General features: G+C 62.6%; 17 protein-coding genes. 10 read left to right on the top strand and 7 right to left on the bottom strand.

Annotated features, from left to right (window positions below; translation table 11 throughout):
• The first annotated feature begins 190 nt into the window (after positions 1-190).
• Positions 191-1,417: an autotransporter strand-loop-strand O-heptosyltransferase gene (locus D0B32_RS03980; RefSeq protein WP_117332356.1), complete on the top strand. Its 1,227-nt coding sequence runs from the start codon at positions 191-193 to the stop codon at positions 1,415-1,417.
• Between the two features lie 37 nt (positions 1,418-1,454).
• Here D0B32_RS03980 and D0B32_RS03975 read toward each other — a convergent pair whose 3' ends face one another.
• The 3 genes from D0B32_RS03975 to phaP form a co-directional block, all read right to left on the bottom strand.
• Positions 1,455-2,729, bottom strand: coding sequence for a DUF3443 domain-containing protein (locus D0B32_RS03975; RefSeq protein ID WP_117332355.1), 1,275 nt, complete (start codon positions 2,727-2,729; stop codon positions 1,455-1,457).
• 8 nt (positions 2,730-2,737) lie between these two features.
• Positions 2,738-3,196 (bottom strand): DUF2844 domain-containing protein, encoded by a 459-nt coding sequence (locus D0B32_RS03970; RefSeq protein ID WP_117332354.1) that lies wholly within the window; start codon positions 3,194-3,196, stop codon positions 2,738-2,740.
• Positions 3,197-3,805: 609 nt separating this feature from the next.
• Positions 3,806-4,228 carry a phasin family protein gene (phaP, locus tag D0B32_RS03965; RefSeq protein ID WP_117332353.1) on the bottom strand — a complete coding sequence of 141 codons (423 nt, stop codon included), beginning with the start codon at positions 4,226-4,228 and terminating at the stop codon, positions 3,806-3,808.
• A gap of 411 nt (positions 4,229-4,639) precedes the next feature.
• Here phaP and D0B32_RS03960 point away from each other — a divergent pair, with 411 nt between their 5' ends.
• The 6 genes from D0B32_RS03960 to D0B32_RS03935 all read left to right on the top strand — a co-directional run bounded on the left by D0B32_RS03960 (position 4,640) and on the right by D0B32_RS03935 (position 10,062).
• Positions 4,640-5,095 (top strand): hypothetical protein, encoded by a 456-nt coding sequence (locus D0B32_RS03960; RefSeq protein WP_117332352.1) that lies wholly within the window; start codon positions 4,640-4,642, stop codon positions 5,093-5,095.
• A gap of 101 nt (positions 5,096-5,196) precedes the next feature.
• Positions 5,197-6,771: an SH3 domain-containing C40 family peptidase gene (locus D0B32_RS03955; protein ID WP_117332351.1), complete on the top strand. Its 1,575-nt coding sequence runs from the start codon at positions 5,197-5,199 to the stop codon at positions 6,769-6,771.
• Between the two features lie 206 nt (positions 6,772-6,977).
• The gene (locus D0B32_RS03950; RefSeq protein ID WP_117332350.1) at positions 6,978-7,133 is read left to right on the top strand and encodes a DUF3309 family protein; all 156 of its coding nucleotides are present in this window, start codon (positions 6,978-6,980) and stop codon (positions 7,131-7,133) included.
• Between the two features lie 370 nt (positions 7,134-7,503).
• Positions 7,504-7,866, top strand: a complete 363-nt coding sequence (locus D0B32_RS32225) for a hypothetical protein (protein ID WP_147329487.1) — start codon at positions 7,504-7,506, stop codon at positions 7,864-7,866.
• A gap of 246 nt (positions 7,867-8,112) precedes the next feature.
• Positions 8,113-9,672, top strand: coding sequence for an FAD-dependent oxidoreductase (locus D0B32_RS03940; RefSeq protein ID WP_117332349.1), 1,560 nt, complete (start codon positions 8,113-8,115; stop codon positions 9,670-9,672).
• 126 nt (positions 9,673-9,798) lie between these two features.
• Positions 9,799-10,062, top strand: coding sequence for a hypothetical protein (locus tag D0B32_RS03935; protein ID WP_147329486.1), 264 nt, complete (start codon positions 9,799-9,801; stop codon positions 10,060-10,062).
• Positions 10,063-10,089: 27 nt separating this feature from the next.
• Here the strand turns inward: D0B32_RS03935 and D0B32_RS03930 are convergent, their stop codons facing one another.
• On the bottom strand, positions 10,090-11,097 hold the full coding sequence (locus D0B32_RS03930) for a glycosyltransferase family 9 protein (RefSeq protein WP_259294868.1): 1,008 nt from the start codon (positions 11,095-11,097) through the stop codon (positions 10,090-10,092).
• 226 nt (positions 11,098-11,323) lie between these two features.
• On the opposite strand from D0B32_RS03930, the gene D0B32_RS03925 reads away from it, so the two are divergent.
• From D0B32_RS03925 to D0B32_RS03915, 3 genes are all read left to right on the top strand, one after another.
• A complete protein-coding gene (locus tag D0B32_RS03925) occupies positions 11,324-11,947 on the top strand; it encodes an ABC transporter ATP-binding protein (protein ID WP_117332347.1) in 624 nt (207 codons plus the stop codon).
• A gap of 71 nt (positions 11,948-12,018) precedes the next feature.
• Positions 12,019-13,026: a dienelactone hydrolase family protein gene (locus D0B32_RS03920; protein ID WP_117332346.1), complete on the top strand. Its 1,008-nt coding sequence runs from the start codon at positions 12,019-12,021 to the stop codon at positions 13,024-13,026.
• A gap of 148 nt (positions 13,027-13,174) precedes the next feature.
• Entirely contained in the window at positions 13,175-13,774 is a 600-nt protein-coding gene (locus tag D0B32_RS03915; protein WP_117332345.1) for a phosphatase PAP2 family protein, read from the top strand.
• A 38-nt stretch (positions 13,775-13,812) separates the two neighbouring features.
• On the opposite strand, the gene D0B32_RS03910 is transcribed toward D0B32_RS03915, so the two are convergent.
• The 3 genes from D0B32_RS03910 to D0B32_RS03900 all read right to left on the bottom strand — a co-directional run bounded on the left by D0B32_RS03910 (position 13,813) and on the right by D0B32_RS03900 (position 16,297).
• On the bottom strand, positions 13,813-14,355 hold the full coding sequence (locus D0B32_RS03910) for a DUF1003 domain-containing protein (RefSeq protein ID WP_117332344.1): 543 nt from the start codon (positions 14,353-14,355) through the stop codon (positions 13,813-13,815).
• Positions 14,356-14,514: 159 nt separating this feature from the next.
• Positions 14,515-15,780, bottom strand: a complete 1,266-nt coding sequence (locus tag D0B32_RS03905; protein WP_117332343.1) for a Zn-dependent hydrolase — start codon at positions 15,778-15,780, stop codon at positions 14,515-14,517.
• A complete protein-coding gene (locus tag D0B32_RS03900) occupies positions 15,773-16,297 on the bottom strand; it encodes an L-2-amino-thiazoline-4-carboxylic acid hydrolase (protein ID WP_117332342.1) in 525 nt (174 codons plus the stop codon). The genes D0B32_RS03905 and D0B32_RS03900 overlap by 8 nt, the downstream gene beginning before the upstream one ends.
• Between the last annotated feature and the right edge of the window lie 7 nt (positions 16,298-16,304).

Here is a 16,304-nt window from a genome sequence, read left to right as displayed (position 1 = left end):
CGCGCGCGGCATCCAGGTTTCCGAGCTTTTTCAGGATGCGTGACGTGCCATAATCGCGGCCGCCGACCTTGCTTGCCCGATTCGATTTCCCGTTCCGCTTCTGTTCAGGAAAACTCAATCAGCAGAGCGAAAGAATGTCGGCAAAGCAGCATGCTGCTTCCGACAACGCGAATCTGATTGCCCGTACCGAATGTCCTCCCCTCTCTCTCCCAGCCTGCAACGCGGTCTTCCCGAGTCATCCTTTGCCAGTGCCGGTACACCGGCATTCAGCGGCCCCGAAGGCATCCGTTACGACTTCAACTACGGCTGCCGCGTGCAGGTGCCCGTCAGCGGCTGGCGTGTGGTCATGCTCGACCTCGATACGCACAACATCATCTTCGACGAAGTGCTCGAGGCAGGTGAAATCGCGGCCAGCCGACGCAAGTATTTCGTGCGCTTCATGCTGGAAGTGCACGACGGCGAACGGGTGGTTTTTTCGCACGCGCTCAACCTGGCGCACCAACGAGTATTCGTCCGGGCTGGGCAAACCGCGCTAGGCGATTCACTTGCGTGGTTGCCGGCTGTCGAAGCGTTTCGCCGTCAGCATCAGTGCGAGTTGTCTATCCAGTTGCCGTTGCATTTGCACGCGTTGTTTCGTGAAGGGTATCCGCACCTGCACTTCGTCACGCATGATGACGTAGCGCTCTCCGGCCAGCCGTTCTACGCGAGCTATTTTCTGGGGGTCTTTTCCCCGTACGACGAACGCGATCACCAACCCACCGATCCGCGCGCCAGCAGTTTGCAGGACATGGCGTCGTACATTCTCGGCGTACCGGCCATTGAACGCCGCCCCATGCTCGTGGTCGCCGATACGGTGCGCAGAATCGAGGAGCCCTACGTCTGCATCGCCGTTCAGGCGGGCTCGCACTGCAAGTACTGGAACAATCCGAACGGATGGCCTGCGGTGGTCGCGCATCTGAAGCAGCAAGGCTATCGTGTGCTGTGCATCGACCGCGAGCGGGAGTGCCGTCGTCTAGGCGCGTTGAATGCGATACCAGCCGGCGCCGAGGACTTCACGGGCAACCTGCCCTTGCAGGAACGCGCGAGTCTTTTGCTGCACGCGGAATTCTTCGTCGGACTGAGTAGCGGGCTTTCCTGGCTCGCATGGGCAGTGGGCACGCCGGTCGTGATGATCGGCGGCTTTACGCATCCCAAGACCGAGTTTCATACGCCGTGGCGCGTCGTTAATTTTCACGCCTGCAATGGCTGCTTCAACGACTCGAGCTTCGCATTCGATTCCGGCAATTTCCACTGGTGTCCCAAGTACGAGGGTAAGCCGATGGCATACCAGTGTTCGAGTTCCATCACACCGGCGTTTGTGATTCGCGTCGTCGAGACGCTGATTGCGGCGCAACGTGGCGCGCTGCTCTCACGATAGAGAGCGCCCGCCGCGCCATCACGCCAGCCCCCGCCGCTCAATACGCGATGTACGGGCCCGTTCCGCCGGGCGTCGATTGCTGCTCCACCGCCGCGTACACGTTACGTCCGTAGAAGAACGGCAGACCCCAGTCGAAAATCGCCGAAGTGACGAACGCCGGACCCGCCAGCAACGGCATCACGGCCTCGTTGCCGAATGTCTGCGTGAGACTGGTTGCATTGCCCACGTCGAACGACACCGCGCTGTTCACACCATTCACGCCTTCGATCATCGCGCTCATCTGCGTGGTCGAAGTCGGACAGTAGTACGCGTTGTTCGGGCTAGCACACGCGGGCAACGCGGTGGTCTCGAAGAACAGACCCGTCGAGCCGCTGTCCATGATGCTCTGCGAGTACGTGACGCTGTTCTGCACCGTCGTAAAGGTGCCGTTCGATGGACTGACGCCGATCACCTGAGCGCTTCCCAAACCATTATTGCTCTGAGTACCGATACCGAACACCAGTTGCCCCGTCAGCGAGACCGCGCCGTTGGTCGCCACCGCGGGCAACTCGAGGATCGAACCGTTGTTGTCCGTCGCGAAGTACGGAATCGGATTGGCCACCTGGAGATTCTCGGCAACGGCGAGCGACGTGCAGGTCGTCCCGGCGCAACCATAGTACGTCGTGGGCACGGCTTGCAGCGCGCACTTCGCGCCGCAGTCGTGCTTGAACACACCAATGCCGAGCACACCATTGGCGGCGAGCGCCGTCGGCGTGTTACGCGCCGAACCGAGATGCAGACAATCGGCGGGCGTCGCGCTGTAGTTCGGATCGATCACCTGGATCGGCAGCGACGCGGCCTTTTCGCCGCCAATCTCTACGTCGGCGAGGCGCACGGAACCCCACGTATAGCCATCGAAAAACTGCATGCACTCCGCGAGCGCATTGCCCTGGGCATCCTGTTCCTGTGGCATCGACGCCGCTGCGGGCAACTGTGACGCGAACAGGCGCAGTCCCCATGAGCCGGTATCGACCAGCACGTGATCGATCGTCTGGCATTGCGCGGTGCCGGGCACGCATACCGTCACGCTGACGAACGGCATGTTCGGCACACCCGTCACGCCTGAATCGACCGTCACGGCCGCCACGTTGGCCGGAAGTCCCGAGGTGGCCGGCGCGGAGATCGACACCGATTGCGCCGGCGTGGATGCATTCGCGCTGGTGCTGGCGCTGCCGCCCCCGCCACCGCCGCCCCCGCAGGCGACGAGGAAAACGGACAGGAGCACGGCGAAGCCGGCGTGCAGCAGTTTGAGGAACGAATCTGAATGACGCATGACCGCTCCTATTGAATGACGCTGACGTCGACGCCAGCCGGCACAGCCTGCGGCAGATACGCATGGCCCGCGAAGGCACGCAGATGTCCGCCGGAGAACACCACCAGTTGATCGTTCGAGACCGCGAGCGGCGTAGCGCGCCGCGTTGCCGTGGCCGCGACGTATTGATCGAACGCTGCGCCGAGGGTTGCCTGCAGGTCCGGCAGGGTCGGGCCTTCCCAGGCAACGCCGAACACGACACCGTTCGCGGCCACGTATTCACGCACTTCAGTGCCGGAAGGCAAGGTAATCAGATGAACGGTGTACGCGCTTTGCGAAGTCGCGCTGTGGGCGACCGCATGCATGCGCACCTGGTCGCTACCAATGCTGCTGACGTTGCCGCCCAACGCAGCGTGTGCAATGGGACACCATGCCCAGGTCGCTCCAAGTACGGCGCACGCAAGGCTCGTATGAAGGCTCGTTTTCAAGTGGATTCCTTCGAGGTAAGCACGCTCGTGAAGCGCCAGGGGCGCTCACGAACGAAGAATGAGCAGCGCAAACCTCGACCCGCCTTGCCGCTAACGCCGGGACGCAGGAGAGGTTGCGTGAATGCGTCAACGGAGCGGCGGCGCGAAACTTTAGTGAGTAAAAAATTCTGCCCGCAATCGTTTGGGGATCGCTTTAAACGGCGCGGCAAACGTGTTGCGTTTGACTGAAGCGCTTAGAACGCGGAGCAGCGGCGTGTACAGGGCTATTGATGGGCCAGGCGTCGTTTAAAGCAAACACGCGTTTGACCACGAAAAGACGCGTGAAAATATTCCCGCAGCGTTTCAAGGGGCATTCTGTTTTGTAAGTTAACGCTTAATAGATCGGAGATGCGCGACCTCAGCAATTGATTCGTCATCCGAAGCGATGCGCTTTTTTACCGAATCGCGTCACCTGTACTTCGCTTTTCGTGAATCCTCGCACGGCGTTGCGGCCGCCCAAAAAGCAATGCCGGCGCTGACGCAAAGTCAGAACCGGCATTGTTGTGCCTGCAACCGTGTGAGTGGGCGACGCGCTGCTACCTTCTTGCGATGCGAGCCGCCCTGTTCGCTCTATTTCTTCGGCTGCAAAATGGTCTTGAGTTCCTGCACGTTCTCCTCGACGCGTTTGGCAATCACCGCGTAAGACTCCGCCTGCGACTGATACGCCGCCTGCGCGAGTTGCTGCATGTCGGCTAGCGCCTTATGCAGGGTTTGCTGCACGAGCTCCGCCGTCTGCGCCGAGGGCGCAGCACCGCCCGTACTGAACTGCGTGGCCAGCGCCTGGAGTTCGCTCAGCGTCGAGCGCAGCATCTCGGCCTGCTTCTGCGCAAGCGATTGCATACCCTGCATGGCGGCCTGATTCGCCGTAACCAGTGCTTCGACATCCTTGCGTCGCGCTTCCATGATGGCGGGCACGTCGAAGCCGGGTAGCTTGAACTGCTCGAGCATTTTGGTGAAATCGCCAAAGGGATTGGCGGCGTCAGGTCGTTCCATGCTAAGTCCTCCTGGTCAGGTAATGACATGCCAGCCGCGTCACTGAAGACCCGTGCGGACCGATGCGTGCGTCCGGGCTGGCTGCGGGAATGCGAGGTCGCGCTGTCTCTGCATGGTGACGTTTGCTTGCGCGACCGCATGCGCTTGCACCTGCGCGTCTCGAGCGGGGCTCACGACCGTGCGCAGGCAGCGCATGGCGCCATCATGCGCTTTCCTTCGCTATTGCGCCAGCAAAGGGCCGGAAGATGCACCTCGCCCGGGGCTCGTCTAGAGGCTTCTCTGACCGCGCTACACGGAAGATTTGGAAAGGCACGACGCGGCTTGCAGTAACCCTTCAACGGGGCATCTCGACTATCGTATGGACAGCTCGGCGCACGGGTGCGCCGGCGCTGAACCGATGGAATCGACACCATGCAAAAGGCCCTTTCGACTGCACTCCTCGCGGCCCTCCTGAGCGCCGCCGTCACGTCCGCCAGCGCGCAGGACGCACCGCCGCCCCCATTCATGCCGGGTCACGGTCAGCCGCCGCACGGCGGCGACGGTTTTGGACCGCCGCGCGGACCCGGCTTCGCGGTGATCAACGACCTCGAACAGCTGCGCCGTCTCTATGCGATGACCGGGCACGAGAACGACATGATCGCGGTCTACCATGACGTGCTGAACAAAACGCAGGATCCGATGTTGCGCCACTTCGTGTACGACGCGCTGGCACGCGAACAACTGAAGCCAGCCAATCCGGATCAGGCCATCGCGACGCTGCGCACCAGTCTCGCGGAAGATATCGCCGTGGCAAACCGCGCGCCGCGCGGCGGCAAGCCGAGGGAAGATGGCCCCGGACCCGGCACGCCGCCGGCGCCTGCGCAGTAATCCCAGCGTCGTCACGGAGCGGTCACACTCACACGGCTTTGAGCGCGCACGCGGCGCGGAGCATCGTATCATCTGCATCTTGCCAATCACCGCCGCGTCCCATGCTCTTCGCTGCATTGCTGCAAAACCAGGCTGCCTGTCCTGATCACTCCCGCTCGCAGCATAGACGCGCTCTCAATGCGTCACTACGCGTCGGCGCGGCCGCGTTCTGCCTCGCGCTGGCCGCCTGCAACTCGGCGCCTTCCCGACCCGCAAGCCAGAGCGATGTCGACCCCGTCAGCCTGTATCCGATGGCTGCCTACGATCAGAACGTCGACCACTGGATCGCTCCGGCCAGCTCCACCTACGATCAGCCGTTTCTGAGCGCCGAGGACCAGCACAATCATCTGGACAGCCTGCGCGCACGCTACTTTGGCACCGCCGCCAACGCACCGTCGCCGTGGAACAGCACCTTCGTCGAGACCCGCGTGTATTCGGGCAATGGTGCGGATATCGCCGCCCTGCAACGCCGCCGGATCGCGAACTACGACAATCGCGACAAGCCGGATCACGAGATCGGCTATGGCGAAAACTTCCGGCCGCACACCGCCGCATGGATTGACGCGATTGCACAAAACATGGATGTCGGCCAGTTCGAGCGCACGCCGGGCTACGATGCCGCGCGCCGCGCCATTGCCACGGACAATCTGCTGGTGCGCGAACTGCCCACCATGGATCCGTCGTACTACGATCACCGGCTCGCAGGCGAAGGCTACCCGTTCGACAATCTGCAGATTTCCGCGGCACGGCCCGGCACACCGTTGTACGTGCTGGGCAGCAGTGTCGACGGCGGCTGGTTTTACGTGCAGACGCCGGACGTGCAAGGCTGGGTACGCAGCGACAAGGTCGGCATGGTCAACGCGTCGTTCGTGGATATCTGGCGCAGTGCAGCGCGCGACGCGCTCGGCGCGGTGATCGTCGCGTCAGCGCCGGTGCGGGACAGTCAGGGCGTATTCCGCTTCGACGCCCCCGCCGGCACCTTGCTGCCGCTCGCCCCCAGCGAAGACAAGACGCCGGTCAACGTCATGGTTCCGGCGCGCGACGCGAACGGCCACGCGCTCGTACGCATCGCCCCGCTCACGGACGCGCAGATTGCTGCGGTGCCGCTCGCGGCCACGCCGCGTCACCTCGCCATGCTGATGAAAACGCTGATCGGGCGTCCTTACGGCTGGGGCAATAGCGGTTTTTACAACGACTGCTCGTCCGAACTGCAAAGCATCTTTGCGACCTTTGGCGTCTGGCTGCCGCGCCATTCGTCGACGCAGATGAGTGCGGGCCAGATGGTCGATCTGTCCTCATCCTCGCCTGCCGAACGGCTCGACTATCTGGCGCAACACGGCGCGCCGATGCGCACGCTCATCTACATTGGCGGGCACGTCATGCTGTATCTGGGTAACACCACGTACGATCACCGGATCGTGCCGCTCGTCTATCAGGATGTGTGGGGACTGCGGCCTGCCGACAACAGCCGTCGCGCCGTGATTGGCGGCTCGGTGATACTGCCGCTGCTCGTGCGGATTCCTGAAGACCCGAGTTTGCAGTCGCTCGCGGCGACGCCCATTTTCCAGATCAGCATCATCGGTTCGCCTTCGGCCGGCACCCCTGTTCAACCCGACGACGACAATCCAGCGAGTTGACACGCAATAACGCGTTGGCGCGGCGCGCAGGCGCCGCGCCGCGCCGCGTTTTCGATGTAGCGAGCGGGCTGCAAACGCACGTCCACTCGCGCGTTGCCGCATTTGCTCGGGCAACCGGTTGCGCCTGGCACGAGACGTGCTCCATCAGCCTCAGGTGCAGAGGTCATTGATGCCTCTGTAAAAATCAATTACATCCCGGAGGCCTTATGTTGGGAACCATCCTGCTGATCGTACTGATCCTGCTGCTCATCGGCGCCTTTCCTGCATGGCCGCACAGCCGTTCATGGGGCTACGCACCAACCGGCACCATCGGTATCGTTGTCATCGTCGTGGTCGTACTGGTCGTGATGGGCCAGATATAACCGCACCGCAGACATAAACGTCGTCCCCTGCCTGGACGATTGAAAGCGCTCGTCGCCCACTGGGCCACGAGCGCTTTTGCATTTTTTGCGCAAGCGGCACGCTCTAGCGTTTCTTACACGGTCCATGCAAGGTTTGAACGCTGCGGTTCAAACGATCACTTCAACAAGTTCGCCCACACCTCGCGCTGACTTCATTAAGCAATGGCATGCAACGGCCTACCCGCATGCGCGGCACGCGAGTTTGCTCTGTTCGTCCCTACTTACGCCAGTAAAAAAGCCGCCTGCGGCACGCCGCTTGCGCCACTAAAAGCGTGCAGATAGCCAGCAGTTTGCGTCTGCGACTCAACTCAACTCAGTGGAGGATTTCGCAATGAACAGCACAACGAAGAAACTTCTGGCATCCGCTCTCGTGATGGCGCTTTCGGGCGGTGTATATGCAGCTGGCGGCGCGGGCGGCGGTGAAGGCGGTGGCGGCGCAGGCGGTAATGGCGGCGGTATCGGCGCCGGCGGCGGCAATGCCGGCGGCGCAGGTGGCGTAGCGAGCCCGACGCCGAACACCGGCAGCATGAACCGTGGCGATACCAGCGGCTATGGTTCGCCGGGCACCACCGCGACCGGCGGCGGCATGGGTACGGGTAGTGGATCGACACCGAATTCCGCTACGTCGAATGGCAACGCCAATTACAACTCGGCGCAGCCCATGCAGAACGGCAACATGCAGAACGGCCATTAAAGCGCGGTCTTTAAACGTCACTTAAAGCGGTCTGAATGGCCAATGTCTGATTGGCAACCAAGGTTCGATGTAGCGGGTACGTTGTTCGCTTCTACTCGAATACCTGAATGAAGCAGAGAGCGGCGGCATGCAAGCTGCCGCTCTCGCCGTATCCGCTGCACGCATTGAAAAGAGGAATTTCCAGGCACAACTGAAACAAGCCGCGCGGACGGTTTGCGACGCGGCGCTCGCATCGAGGAACGCATCATGACAGCCACTGCCCGGCGCGTCGCCCAATTGACGCAACTGCATGAGGATCGCGCCACGCGAGTGGTAGTGGATGAACAACCTGTCCTGCTCGTCAGACAGGGCGACACCGTGCATGCGCTCAGCGCCGATTGCCCTCATGCTGGCGCTCCGCTCGAAGAAGGCGCGCTGTGCAATGGCCACATTGTCTGTCCGTGGCATAAAGGGACCTTCGAAATTACAACGGGCAACGTGCTCGAACCGCCTGCGCTCGCCGGCCTGGATCGCTATCCGGTTACGGTGGAAAACGGCGAAGTCATGGTCACGCCGGAAAAAATCGCCCGTCACGACAGCGCGGAAAATCTCGCCGACAAACCTGAATTTCTCGTGATCGGCGCAGGTGCGGCCGGCGCGGCGGCGTGCGCCGCGTTGCGCATGAGCGGCTTCGCGGGAAAGCTGACGCTGCTCGGCGACGAGGACCACGAGCCTTACGATCGCACGGCATTGAGCAAATTCGTGCCCTCGGGCGAAATGCCGCCGAACGACGTCTGGCCTCTCATGCCAGCCGAGTGGTATGTGCAGCAACAGATCGAACGCATCAACGCAACGGTGACCGAACTCGATGTCCCGGCGAAAGCCGTCCGTCTCGCGGACGGCCGCACCTTGTGTTACGACACCGCGTTGCTCGCAAGCGGCAGCCACGCCAGGATGCCGCCCTTGCCCGGACACGATCTAAAAGGCGTACACGTCCTGCACAATCTGCGCGATGCGATCGGGCTGTGCGACGCCGTCGAATCCGGCAAACCGGTTGCGGTGATCGGCAGCAGTTTCATCGGCCTGGAGGTGGCCGCCGCTTTGCGCAAGCGCGGCAATCCGGTGACCGTGATCGCACCTGAAGCCATTCCCTTCGAAAAACAGTTTGGCGAGCAATTTGGTACGCGCATCAAACAACTGCACGAAAGCAATGGCGTCGTGTTTCATCTGAATGAGAAAGTGGCGCGGCTCACCGGCGAGACCGCCGTGCAGGAAGTCGCGCTGGAAAGCGGTAAGCGCGTTGCGGCGAGCGTCGTGTTGATTGGCGTGGGCGTTTCGCCCGCCACGGGATTCATCAAAGGCCTGCCCTTGCAGAAGGACGGCGGCGTGCTCGTCAATGCAGGCATGCAGGCCGCGCCCTGCTTGTATGCCGCGGGTGATATCGCCGCGTTCCCTCTCCACGAAAACGAAGAGCCCCTGCGTATCGAGCATTGGCGTGTGGCCCAGCAACATGCGTTCATCGCGGCGCAAAACATGTGCGGCGCGCGTCATCGCTACGCGGCCGTGCCGTATTTCTGGACCTATCACTACGGCAAGCGCTTCGAGTATCTCGGACATGCGAGCGGCTGGGATGACGTCTTGATTGACGGCGATCTCGCCAGCCTGAAATTCCTCGCGCTTTACGTGAAAGCCGGTGTGACGGTCGCCGTGCTCGCCTGTGAGCGCGAAGCCGCCACCGCGCGGCTGATCGAAGCCATGCCAGCCGGCCTCTCGCCCGATGAAGCGCTGCGCCTCGCCAAAGCCGCGGAAGCCGCTCTGGTCGATTGAAAAACGGCGCATCGAGAACGTCCGGCCATGACAGCCGCCCCCGCAAAAATAGTCCCTCTGCCGCTGAGACACGCAGAGGAACGAGACCAGTCCGCCCCGATAACAACAACGCCTCGGGAACATAAAATGAACCATGATGAGATGGAACGGGAGCTTCGGCACCTCGAGTACGTGCTGGAGCGCATCACGCCGGCTGATACGGTGCCGACTCTGGATTACTGGCGCAGCCGTCTGCACGCGTTACGTCAGGCGCCCGCGGAACCCGCGCAGCGACGACGGTTATACCGCCTCGAACAGTTGCTCTGCACGCTCGAATATTCGGTGAACGGCAGCGTCGAAGCAGTCACATCGAAGCGGCCCGATCCTTCTTCCAGTCGCAGCCGCCGGTAGCTATGCGGGTTTCGTTCGGGTGAGCCTTCACGCTTCCGATGTCTCCGCTGCAGGTACGCCCGCGGTTCGTACGGCGGCGCGCGCACGCAGCGCCGCGAATGCCCTCAGCACACGTTTGACGCTGATGCTCTCGCGCCACCAGCGCTCCTTCAAACCTGCAGTAGGCAGCCACCACGAAGGCAACACGATGTCGCCCGTACTGAAGCCTGGACGCCAGCGCTCAGCGACGCCGCGCCGCCGGAAAATCGTCAAGGTAGGAATACCGAGCGACGAAGCCAGGTGCCCCACGCCCGAATCGTTGCCGATGAACCAGCCCGACTCGTAAAGCCAGGCTGCCAACAACGCCGTCGAAGCAAACGAACGCAGCGGCGGCAGTTCGCCCTTGAGTGTCGTCCAGCGTTCCCGTTCGCGCGCTTCGAGCGCGAATTCCGCCTGAAAACCCGCTTCCTTGAGACGGCGCGACAATTCGAGGAAGCGGCGCGGCAGCCAGCGTTTATCCGCCGTGCTGGCCTCGGGATGCATCGCCACGCGTGAACCGTAGCGGCGAAACACCAGCTCGGCGGGCGCCTGCATGCCGTTGCTGGTCACGGCGTCGGTGAGGCCGAAGCGGGTGGCGGCAAAATCCGCAAAGCGTTGCGCCATGCAGTGATGACTGCGCGCATATTCGACGTCGTGCAAATCCACAAAGCCGGTATGCCAGCTGCCCAGGTCGGCAAGCGGCCGGTCACGGTGCATCTGGATCACGAGCGGATAGCGCGCCAGCACGGCTCGCGCTACGTCGTGCGCGAGTGCGGGTGCAATGGAGAGGTGTGGGAACCACGCGGCAAGCGCATGGGTGTGGTCGCCGTAGATATCCACGCGCCAGCCCGCACGGCTCAGATTGTGGGCGACGATGAGGAGATTGAGCGTATCGCCCAAGGCGGGCGACATGACAAACGCGGCTGTGCGTTCGGCAGATGAATGGCCGCGTGAATGCCCGGTGAAGCCGTGCGCCTGCGCCGTGCGATTCGCCTCTCGCGTCTGATCGTTACCCATGCGTTCAATCGAGCTGTGTCGGTCCGACCGAATGGTGCCATACAATTGGCCGGATAGACCGCTTGCCCATGTTGCCGGAAATTTCACGGCTCATCGTGGCGCGCGGACGTTTTAACCCGCGCTGCTAAACTTGCCGCTACAAGCACTAAAAGCACTACAAGCACCACATGCACCCGATGCACCCCGCGACACGCGGCCCGCTTTCCTGATGAAAACACCGTCATTCATGCTCCGATTCGAGAACCTCAGCAAACGTTATGGCGATCACGTCCTGTTCGAGAAGCTGCGCTATCGCAGCGAGGCAGGCTGCGTGGCGTTGAGCGATGAAATGGGCAGCGGCAAGACCACCCTGCTCGGCGTGCTCGCCGGTGCGATCGAACAAGACGCGGGCGAGGTGTGGCTTGGCGGTTACTCGTTGCGCCACGAAGCCGCCAAGGCAAAAGCCGTGCTCACCTACGTGCCGGAAGATTGCACGGCGAATCCGCTGCAAACGGGGCGCGCCTTTCTCGAAGAGGTGGCAGCGTTGCGCCGCACGCCGCTCGATGCCCGTGCGCTCGAACTGGCAGACCGCTTCGGTCTCACGCCGCATCTCGACAAGCGCTTCGAGCAAATGTCCTTTGGTACCCGCAAGAAGGTGTGTTTTACCGCGGCCGTGCTCGGTGAATCGTCGGTGCTGATCGCGGACGAACCGCTGGGCGGACTCGACGCGCCTGCCCGCGCCGTGCTGATCGACCTTTTCACGAGCCTCGCGGGAAACTGCACCGTCCTGTTCACGAGCTACGATGCCGCGCTTGCGCAAGCGTGCGGCGCCACCGCGATCAGCTTCGCCGATCTTGCCGGCGGCGCGTGAACATGCACGCGCCGTAGCAGCATGACGATGTAAAACGCCACGCGGCGTAACCGCTTCTGCTGGGAGTGCGCATGAAACTCGCCCATGTCATCGCCGCCGTGCTAACCGTCACCGTGCTAACCGCCGTCGCCTCGCCGGCGCGGGCCGCGAACGTCGGTTTCGAGGAAGTGCAGATTGCCAATGGCGACGAAGCGCCGTTGACGGTCGGCATCTGGTATCCCACTGATGCGCCCGCCTCCGCGCATCGACTCGGTGATTTCACGCAGGCCGTCGCAACGGGGGCCCCGCTCGCCGCTGACGCCGAACGCGGCTTGCCGCTCGTGGTGATGTCACATGGCGGCGGCGGTTGGTACGACAGTCACTACGACACCGCGTGGAGTCTTGCGCAGGCAGGCTTCGTCGCGGCCGCGTTGAGCCATAACGGCGACACCTTCAAGGACCAGAGTCAGGTGATGAAAGTGTGGCGCCGGCCGCAGCAATTGCATCGGCTGATCGACTACATGCTGCAGACGTGGCCGCAGCATGCGCATCTGGATGCCGCGCGAGTGGGCGCTTTTGGCTTTTCCAATGGCGGCTTTACCGTGCTGGTGGCAGCGGGCGGGGTGCCGGATCTCGCGGCGATCGGCCCGTATTGCGCGGCCCATGCAGATCACGATCTGTGCAGCGCGCTCCAGCACGCAGGCGTCGATCCAGGCACCGTTGCCGATGCGCCGGCCAGTGTCTGGGTGCACGATCTGCGCATCAAGGCCATCGTCGTGGCTGCGCCCGCGTTTGGTTTTGCCTTTGATCGCGCGGGCTTGAGCGGCGTGCATGTGCCCGTGCAGCTGTGGGGCGCCGCCGACGACCGTCATCAACCGCCGCCCTTCTATGAAGATGCCGTGCGTGCCAATCTGCCGACGCCCCCCGAGTATCACGTGATCGAACACGCCGGTCACTTCGATTTTCTGCCGCCCTGCGGACCGCAGACGATGAAACTCGCGCCGGGTATTTGCACCAGCGAGGCGGGCTTCGATCGCGCGGCGTTTCATGAGCGGTTCAACGCGGAGGTGGTGCGATTCTTCAAGGCTGCGTTGCCTTAGCGTTGCCTTAGCGTTGCTTGAGGGTGCTGACCTAATGCATTGCGTTAGAGTGCTGCGCCGGCTTCTCCGCAACTGTGTATGCAAACGCGCAGAACACACTGCGCGCTCCCGCTACGCTACGGCGATCCCTCCCGAGCCGACCTCACGTATGTGGACTGCAATCAGCAATATTGGCGACGCCGCGTTGACCTTGCCCATCGCCGCCGTGTGCGCCGTCTGGCTGGCGCTTTCCGACTGGAGACTGGCGCTCCGCTGGCTGCTGGTTCTGGCAGTGGGCATGGCGCTGGTCGGCGCGACCAAGATTCTGTATTTCGGCTGCGGCGTGCAGATTCCGGCCATCGGCTTTCGCATGATCAGCGGCCATACCACGCTCTCGACCTCCATCTGGACCGTCGCCTTTGCGTTGCTGTTTCGCTGCGAGGGAGGCAGCGCACGCGTGGGCGCGGCGCTCGGCCTCGCGATCGGTGTGTTGACCGCCGTCGCCCGCGTCTTCGATACCGCGCATTCCGTATCGGAGGTCATCGCCGGCTGGATGCTGGGCGCCGCCATCGCGACATGGTTCGTGCACATGTTCGTGCGTTCCGGCATCAAGCCGTCGTTTCCTTATATGGTCCCCGTCAGCCTCTTTTTCGTCGCGAGCGTGGCCTACGGACATCACGCGCCGTTTCAGGAGATGATCGAAACCTACTCGCACGGCGTGTGCGCACGACTATCGGCGCGCCTGTTTTCGGCGCTGCTGTTCAGATAGGTCCAGCAAGGGTGTTCGCCCAAAACACCCCTTGCTGATCAATTCGCCGCCAACACCTTCGCGTGCATTTCCAGCGTCAACGCTTCGATCCGCTCGCTCAGTTGCCGCGTGATTTCCGTGAGTTCGGTGTTCTGCTTCAACAGTGCCGCCATTTGCGCGGTGTGTTCGGCCATCTGCAGTTGGCGCTGTTCAGCGGACTTGGCAATCTCTTCGCGGTGACGCGCATCGGCATCGGCGAGTGCCTTGTCACGATCGGACTGACGCGTTTGCGCGAGCAGGATGAGCGGCGCTGCGTAGGCCGACTGCAAACTGAAGGCGAGATTCAACAGAATGAAAGGATAGACATCGAATTTCGTCAGACCCGCTACGTTCACGATCACCCAGATCGCCACCACCAGTGTTTGCCCGATGAGAAAGGCTGGCGTGCCGAAGAAGCGCGCGAATGCTTCGGCCTTGAGCGCGAACCAGTCATCGCCGAAGGTCGAGGTCGTATGGTTGTAAGGCAGATGGAATCGCAAATGCGGCCAACGGTCGTGACTGGTTGGCGAATTGTCAGCTTTGGCTTGATCGAATGGCGTCATGGCGGTGGTCTCTTGGCGAATGGATGACGCGTTCAATGTACACGAGCGTCATGGCATTCGCAGGAAGGGGGCCCATGAAGACCCGCTTGCCTCGCGCCACGACGGCGCAGATGCGCGGATACGCACTGCGCCACACCGCTAACCGTTTCTTCAGGAAAATTAAACGACGCGCGATGCGCCCGCGCTGTGCATCACCGCATGCAACAACACATTCGCGCCCGCCTCGGCCCACTTTTGCGTAATGGCCTCGGCCTCGTTATGACTGATGCCGTCGATACAGGGCACGAAGATCATCCCGGTTGGCACCACGCGCGCAAGGTGACACGCGTCATGCCCCGCGCCGGACACGATGTCCGCATGCGGGTAGTCCAGCGCGTTCGCCGCACTTCTCACTGCGCCAATGCATTCGGCCGCGAAGTCCACGGGTGCATATTCGAAGATCTGCGCAAGCTGGCTCGTGAGACCCGCGCGCTGTGCGATGCTCGCCACCTCGTCACGCAGCGCGGCGTCCATCTCGGCCAGCACGTTGGCATCCGGATGGCGAAACTCAACGGTGAAGAAGCATTCGCCCGGCACCGTGTTGCGCGAATTCGGTCGTGCTTCGATCATGCCCACCGTCGCGCGACCATGCGGGGCGTATCGGCGGCCCAGTTCTTCCACGAACGTGATCACGCGGGCGGCGCCGGCCAGCGCGTCGCGCCGCAAGTCCATCGGCGTGGTGCCGGCATGCGCGTTCGTTCCGTTGAGCGTCAGCTCGTACCAACGCTGCCCCTGGCCGCCGGTGACGACACCGATCGTGTGGCCACTGCGTTCGAGAATGGCGCCCTGCTCGATATGCAATTCGTAGACGGCGTGAACGTCGATGCCGCCCACCGCTTCCGCACCGTCATAGTCAATGCCCTCGAGCGCCTGTTCGATGGTCGTACCAGCGCTGTCCGCGCGCGACAGTCCATATTCCAGCGGATACGCCCCGGAGAAAACCCCGGAGCCGATCATTGCGGGCGCGAAGCGCGAGCCCTCTTCGTTGGTCCACACCACCACGTCAATGGGATGCTCGGTGCTGATGTTTGCATCATTGAGCGTGCGCACCACTTCCAGCGCGCCGAGCACGCCGTAGATGCCGTCATAGCGGCCGCCCTTGGGCTGCGTGTCGGCGTGTGAGCCGGTGAGAACCGGCGCCGCTGCCGGGTTGCGGCCCGCGCGGCGCGCGAAGATATTGCCCATTCTGTCGATACGTACCGTACATCCTGCCTCGCGCGCCCAGCTCACGAACAGGTCGCGCGAGGCGCGGTCGAGTTCGGTCAATGCCAGCCGGCTCACGCCGCCCTTGTCGGTGGCACCGATCTGCGCCATCTGTTCCAGCGACGCCCACAGTCGCGTGCCATCGACTCGCGCCGCAGCAATCACATCTTTCGGATTACTCATTATCCTGTTTTCCTTGCTGCTCTTCGAGGGCGTAGCGGAAGTCGCAACGACTGCCGCCCTGCATGATGGTGGTGGTACGGGTGAGATGAATACCCGGGTGATAGCCCGCAATGAAATGGCTATCGCGTGCGCAACTCAGCAGGTGCCCGATCTCGCCCAGGCCCATCGCGTGATACATCTCGGCGTAGGCGCAGCGTTTGACGTCGTAGTCGTAGTGACCCTCGTCCGCGCGATGCACTTCGACATCGAGGGCATCGTCCTTCTCCCAGAGAACCTGCAAGGCCACGAACGACGTCACGCTCGGACCATTGGCTTCCTGAGCCGCGAAGTCTTTACCCGTTTGCACGGCCGCCCCGCGCACGGCTTCGGCAATCACCGCCTGCGCGCGCTCCTTGCCGAAGTCGCGCTTGAGGATTTCGTAGATCGGCTTGATGATCTCTGCTTCGATCCGGCGTTGCGCGAGAATGCCGAGGCGCTCGGTCTGGCCGCCATGCGCTTGCGTTGCGTTATCGTCCATGATGCTT

Origin of the sequence: Paraburkholderia sp. DHOC27, assembly GCF_003429005.1 — a bacterium.
GTDB lineage: Bacteria > Pseudomonadota > Gammaproteobacteria > Burkholderiales > Burkholderiaceae > Paraburkholderia.
Note: the sequence above shows the minus strand (reverse complement) of the source record. Positions and strands in the feature narration are given on the sequence as shown.

Bases quoted from the DNA above. Each gene is read 5' to 3' on its own strand.
- D0B32_RS03980 (WP_117332356.1), top strand. From the start codon at position 191: ATGTCCTCCCCTCTCTCTCCCAGCCTGCAACGCGGTCTTCCCGAGTCA.
- D0B32_RS03975 (WP_117332355.1), bottom strand. From the start codon at position 2,729: ATGCGTCATTCAGATTCGTTCCTCAAACTGCTGCACGCCGGCTTCGCC.
- phaP (WP_117332353.1), bottom strand. From the start codon at position 4,228: ATGGAACGACCTGACGCCGCCAATCCCTTTGGCGATTTCACCAAAATG.
- D0B32_RS03960 (WP_117332352.1), top strand. From the start codon at position 4,640: ATGCAAAAGGCCCTTTCGACTGCACTCCTCGCGGCCCTCCTGAGCGCC.
- D0B32_RS03955 (WP_117332351.1), top strand. From the start codon at position 5,197: ATGCTCTTCGCTGCATTGCTGCAAAACCAGGCTGCCTGTCCTGATCAC.
- D0B32_RS03950 (WP_117332350.1), top strand. From the start codon at position 6,978: ATGTTGGGAACCATCCTGCTGATCGTACTGATCCTGCTGCTCATCGGC.
- D0B32_RS32225 (WP_147329487.1), top strand. From the start codon at position 7,504: ATGAACAGCACAACGAAGAAACTTCTGGCATCCGCTCTCGTGATGGCG.
- D0B32_RS03940 (WP_117332349.1), top strand. From the start codon at position 8,113: ATGACAGCCACTGCCCGGCGCGTCGCCCAATTGACGCAACTGCATGAG.
- D0B32_RS03935 (WP_147329486.1), top strand. From the start codon at position 9,799: ATGAACCATGATGAGATGGAACGGGAGCTTCGGCACCTCGAGTACGTG.
- D0B32_RS03930 (WP_259294868.1), bottom strand. From the start codon at position 11,097: ATGGGTAACGATCAGACGCGAGAGGCGAATCGCACGGCGCAGGCGCAC.
- D0B32_RS03925 (WP_117332347.1), top strand. From the start codon at position 11,324: ATGCTCCGATTCGAGAACCTCAGCAAACGTTATGGCGATCACGTCCTG.
- D0B32_RS03920 (WP_117332346.1), top strand. From the start codon at position 12,019: ATGAAACTCGCCCATGTCATCGCCGCCGTGCTAACCGTCACCGTGCTA.
- D0B32_RS03915 (WP_117332345.1), top strand. From the start codon at position 13,175: ATGTGGACTGCAATCAGCAATATTGGCGACGCCGCGTTGACCTTGCCC.
- D0B32_RS03910 (WP_117332344.1), bottom strand. From the start codon at position 14,355: ATGACGCCATTCGATCAAGCCAAAGCTGACAATTCGCCAACCAGTCAC.
- D0B32_RS03905 (WP_117332343.1), bottom strand. From the start codon at position 15,780: ATGAGTAATCCGAAAGATGTGATTGCTGCGGCGCGAGTCGATGGCACG.
- D0B32_RS03900 (WP_117332342.1), bottom strand. From the start codon at position 16,297: ATGGACGATAACGCAACGCAAGCGCATGGCGGCCAGACCGAGCGCCTC.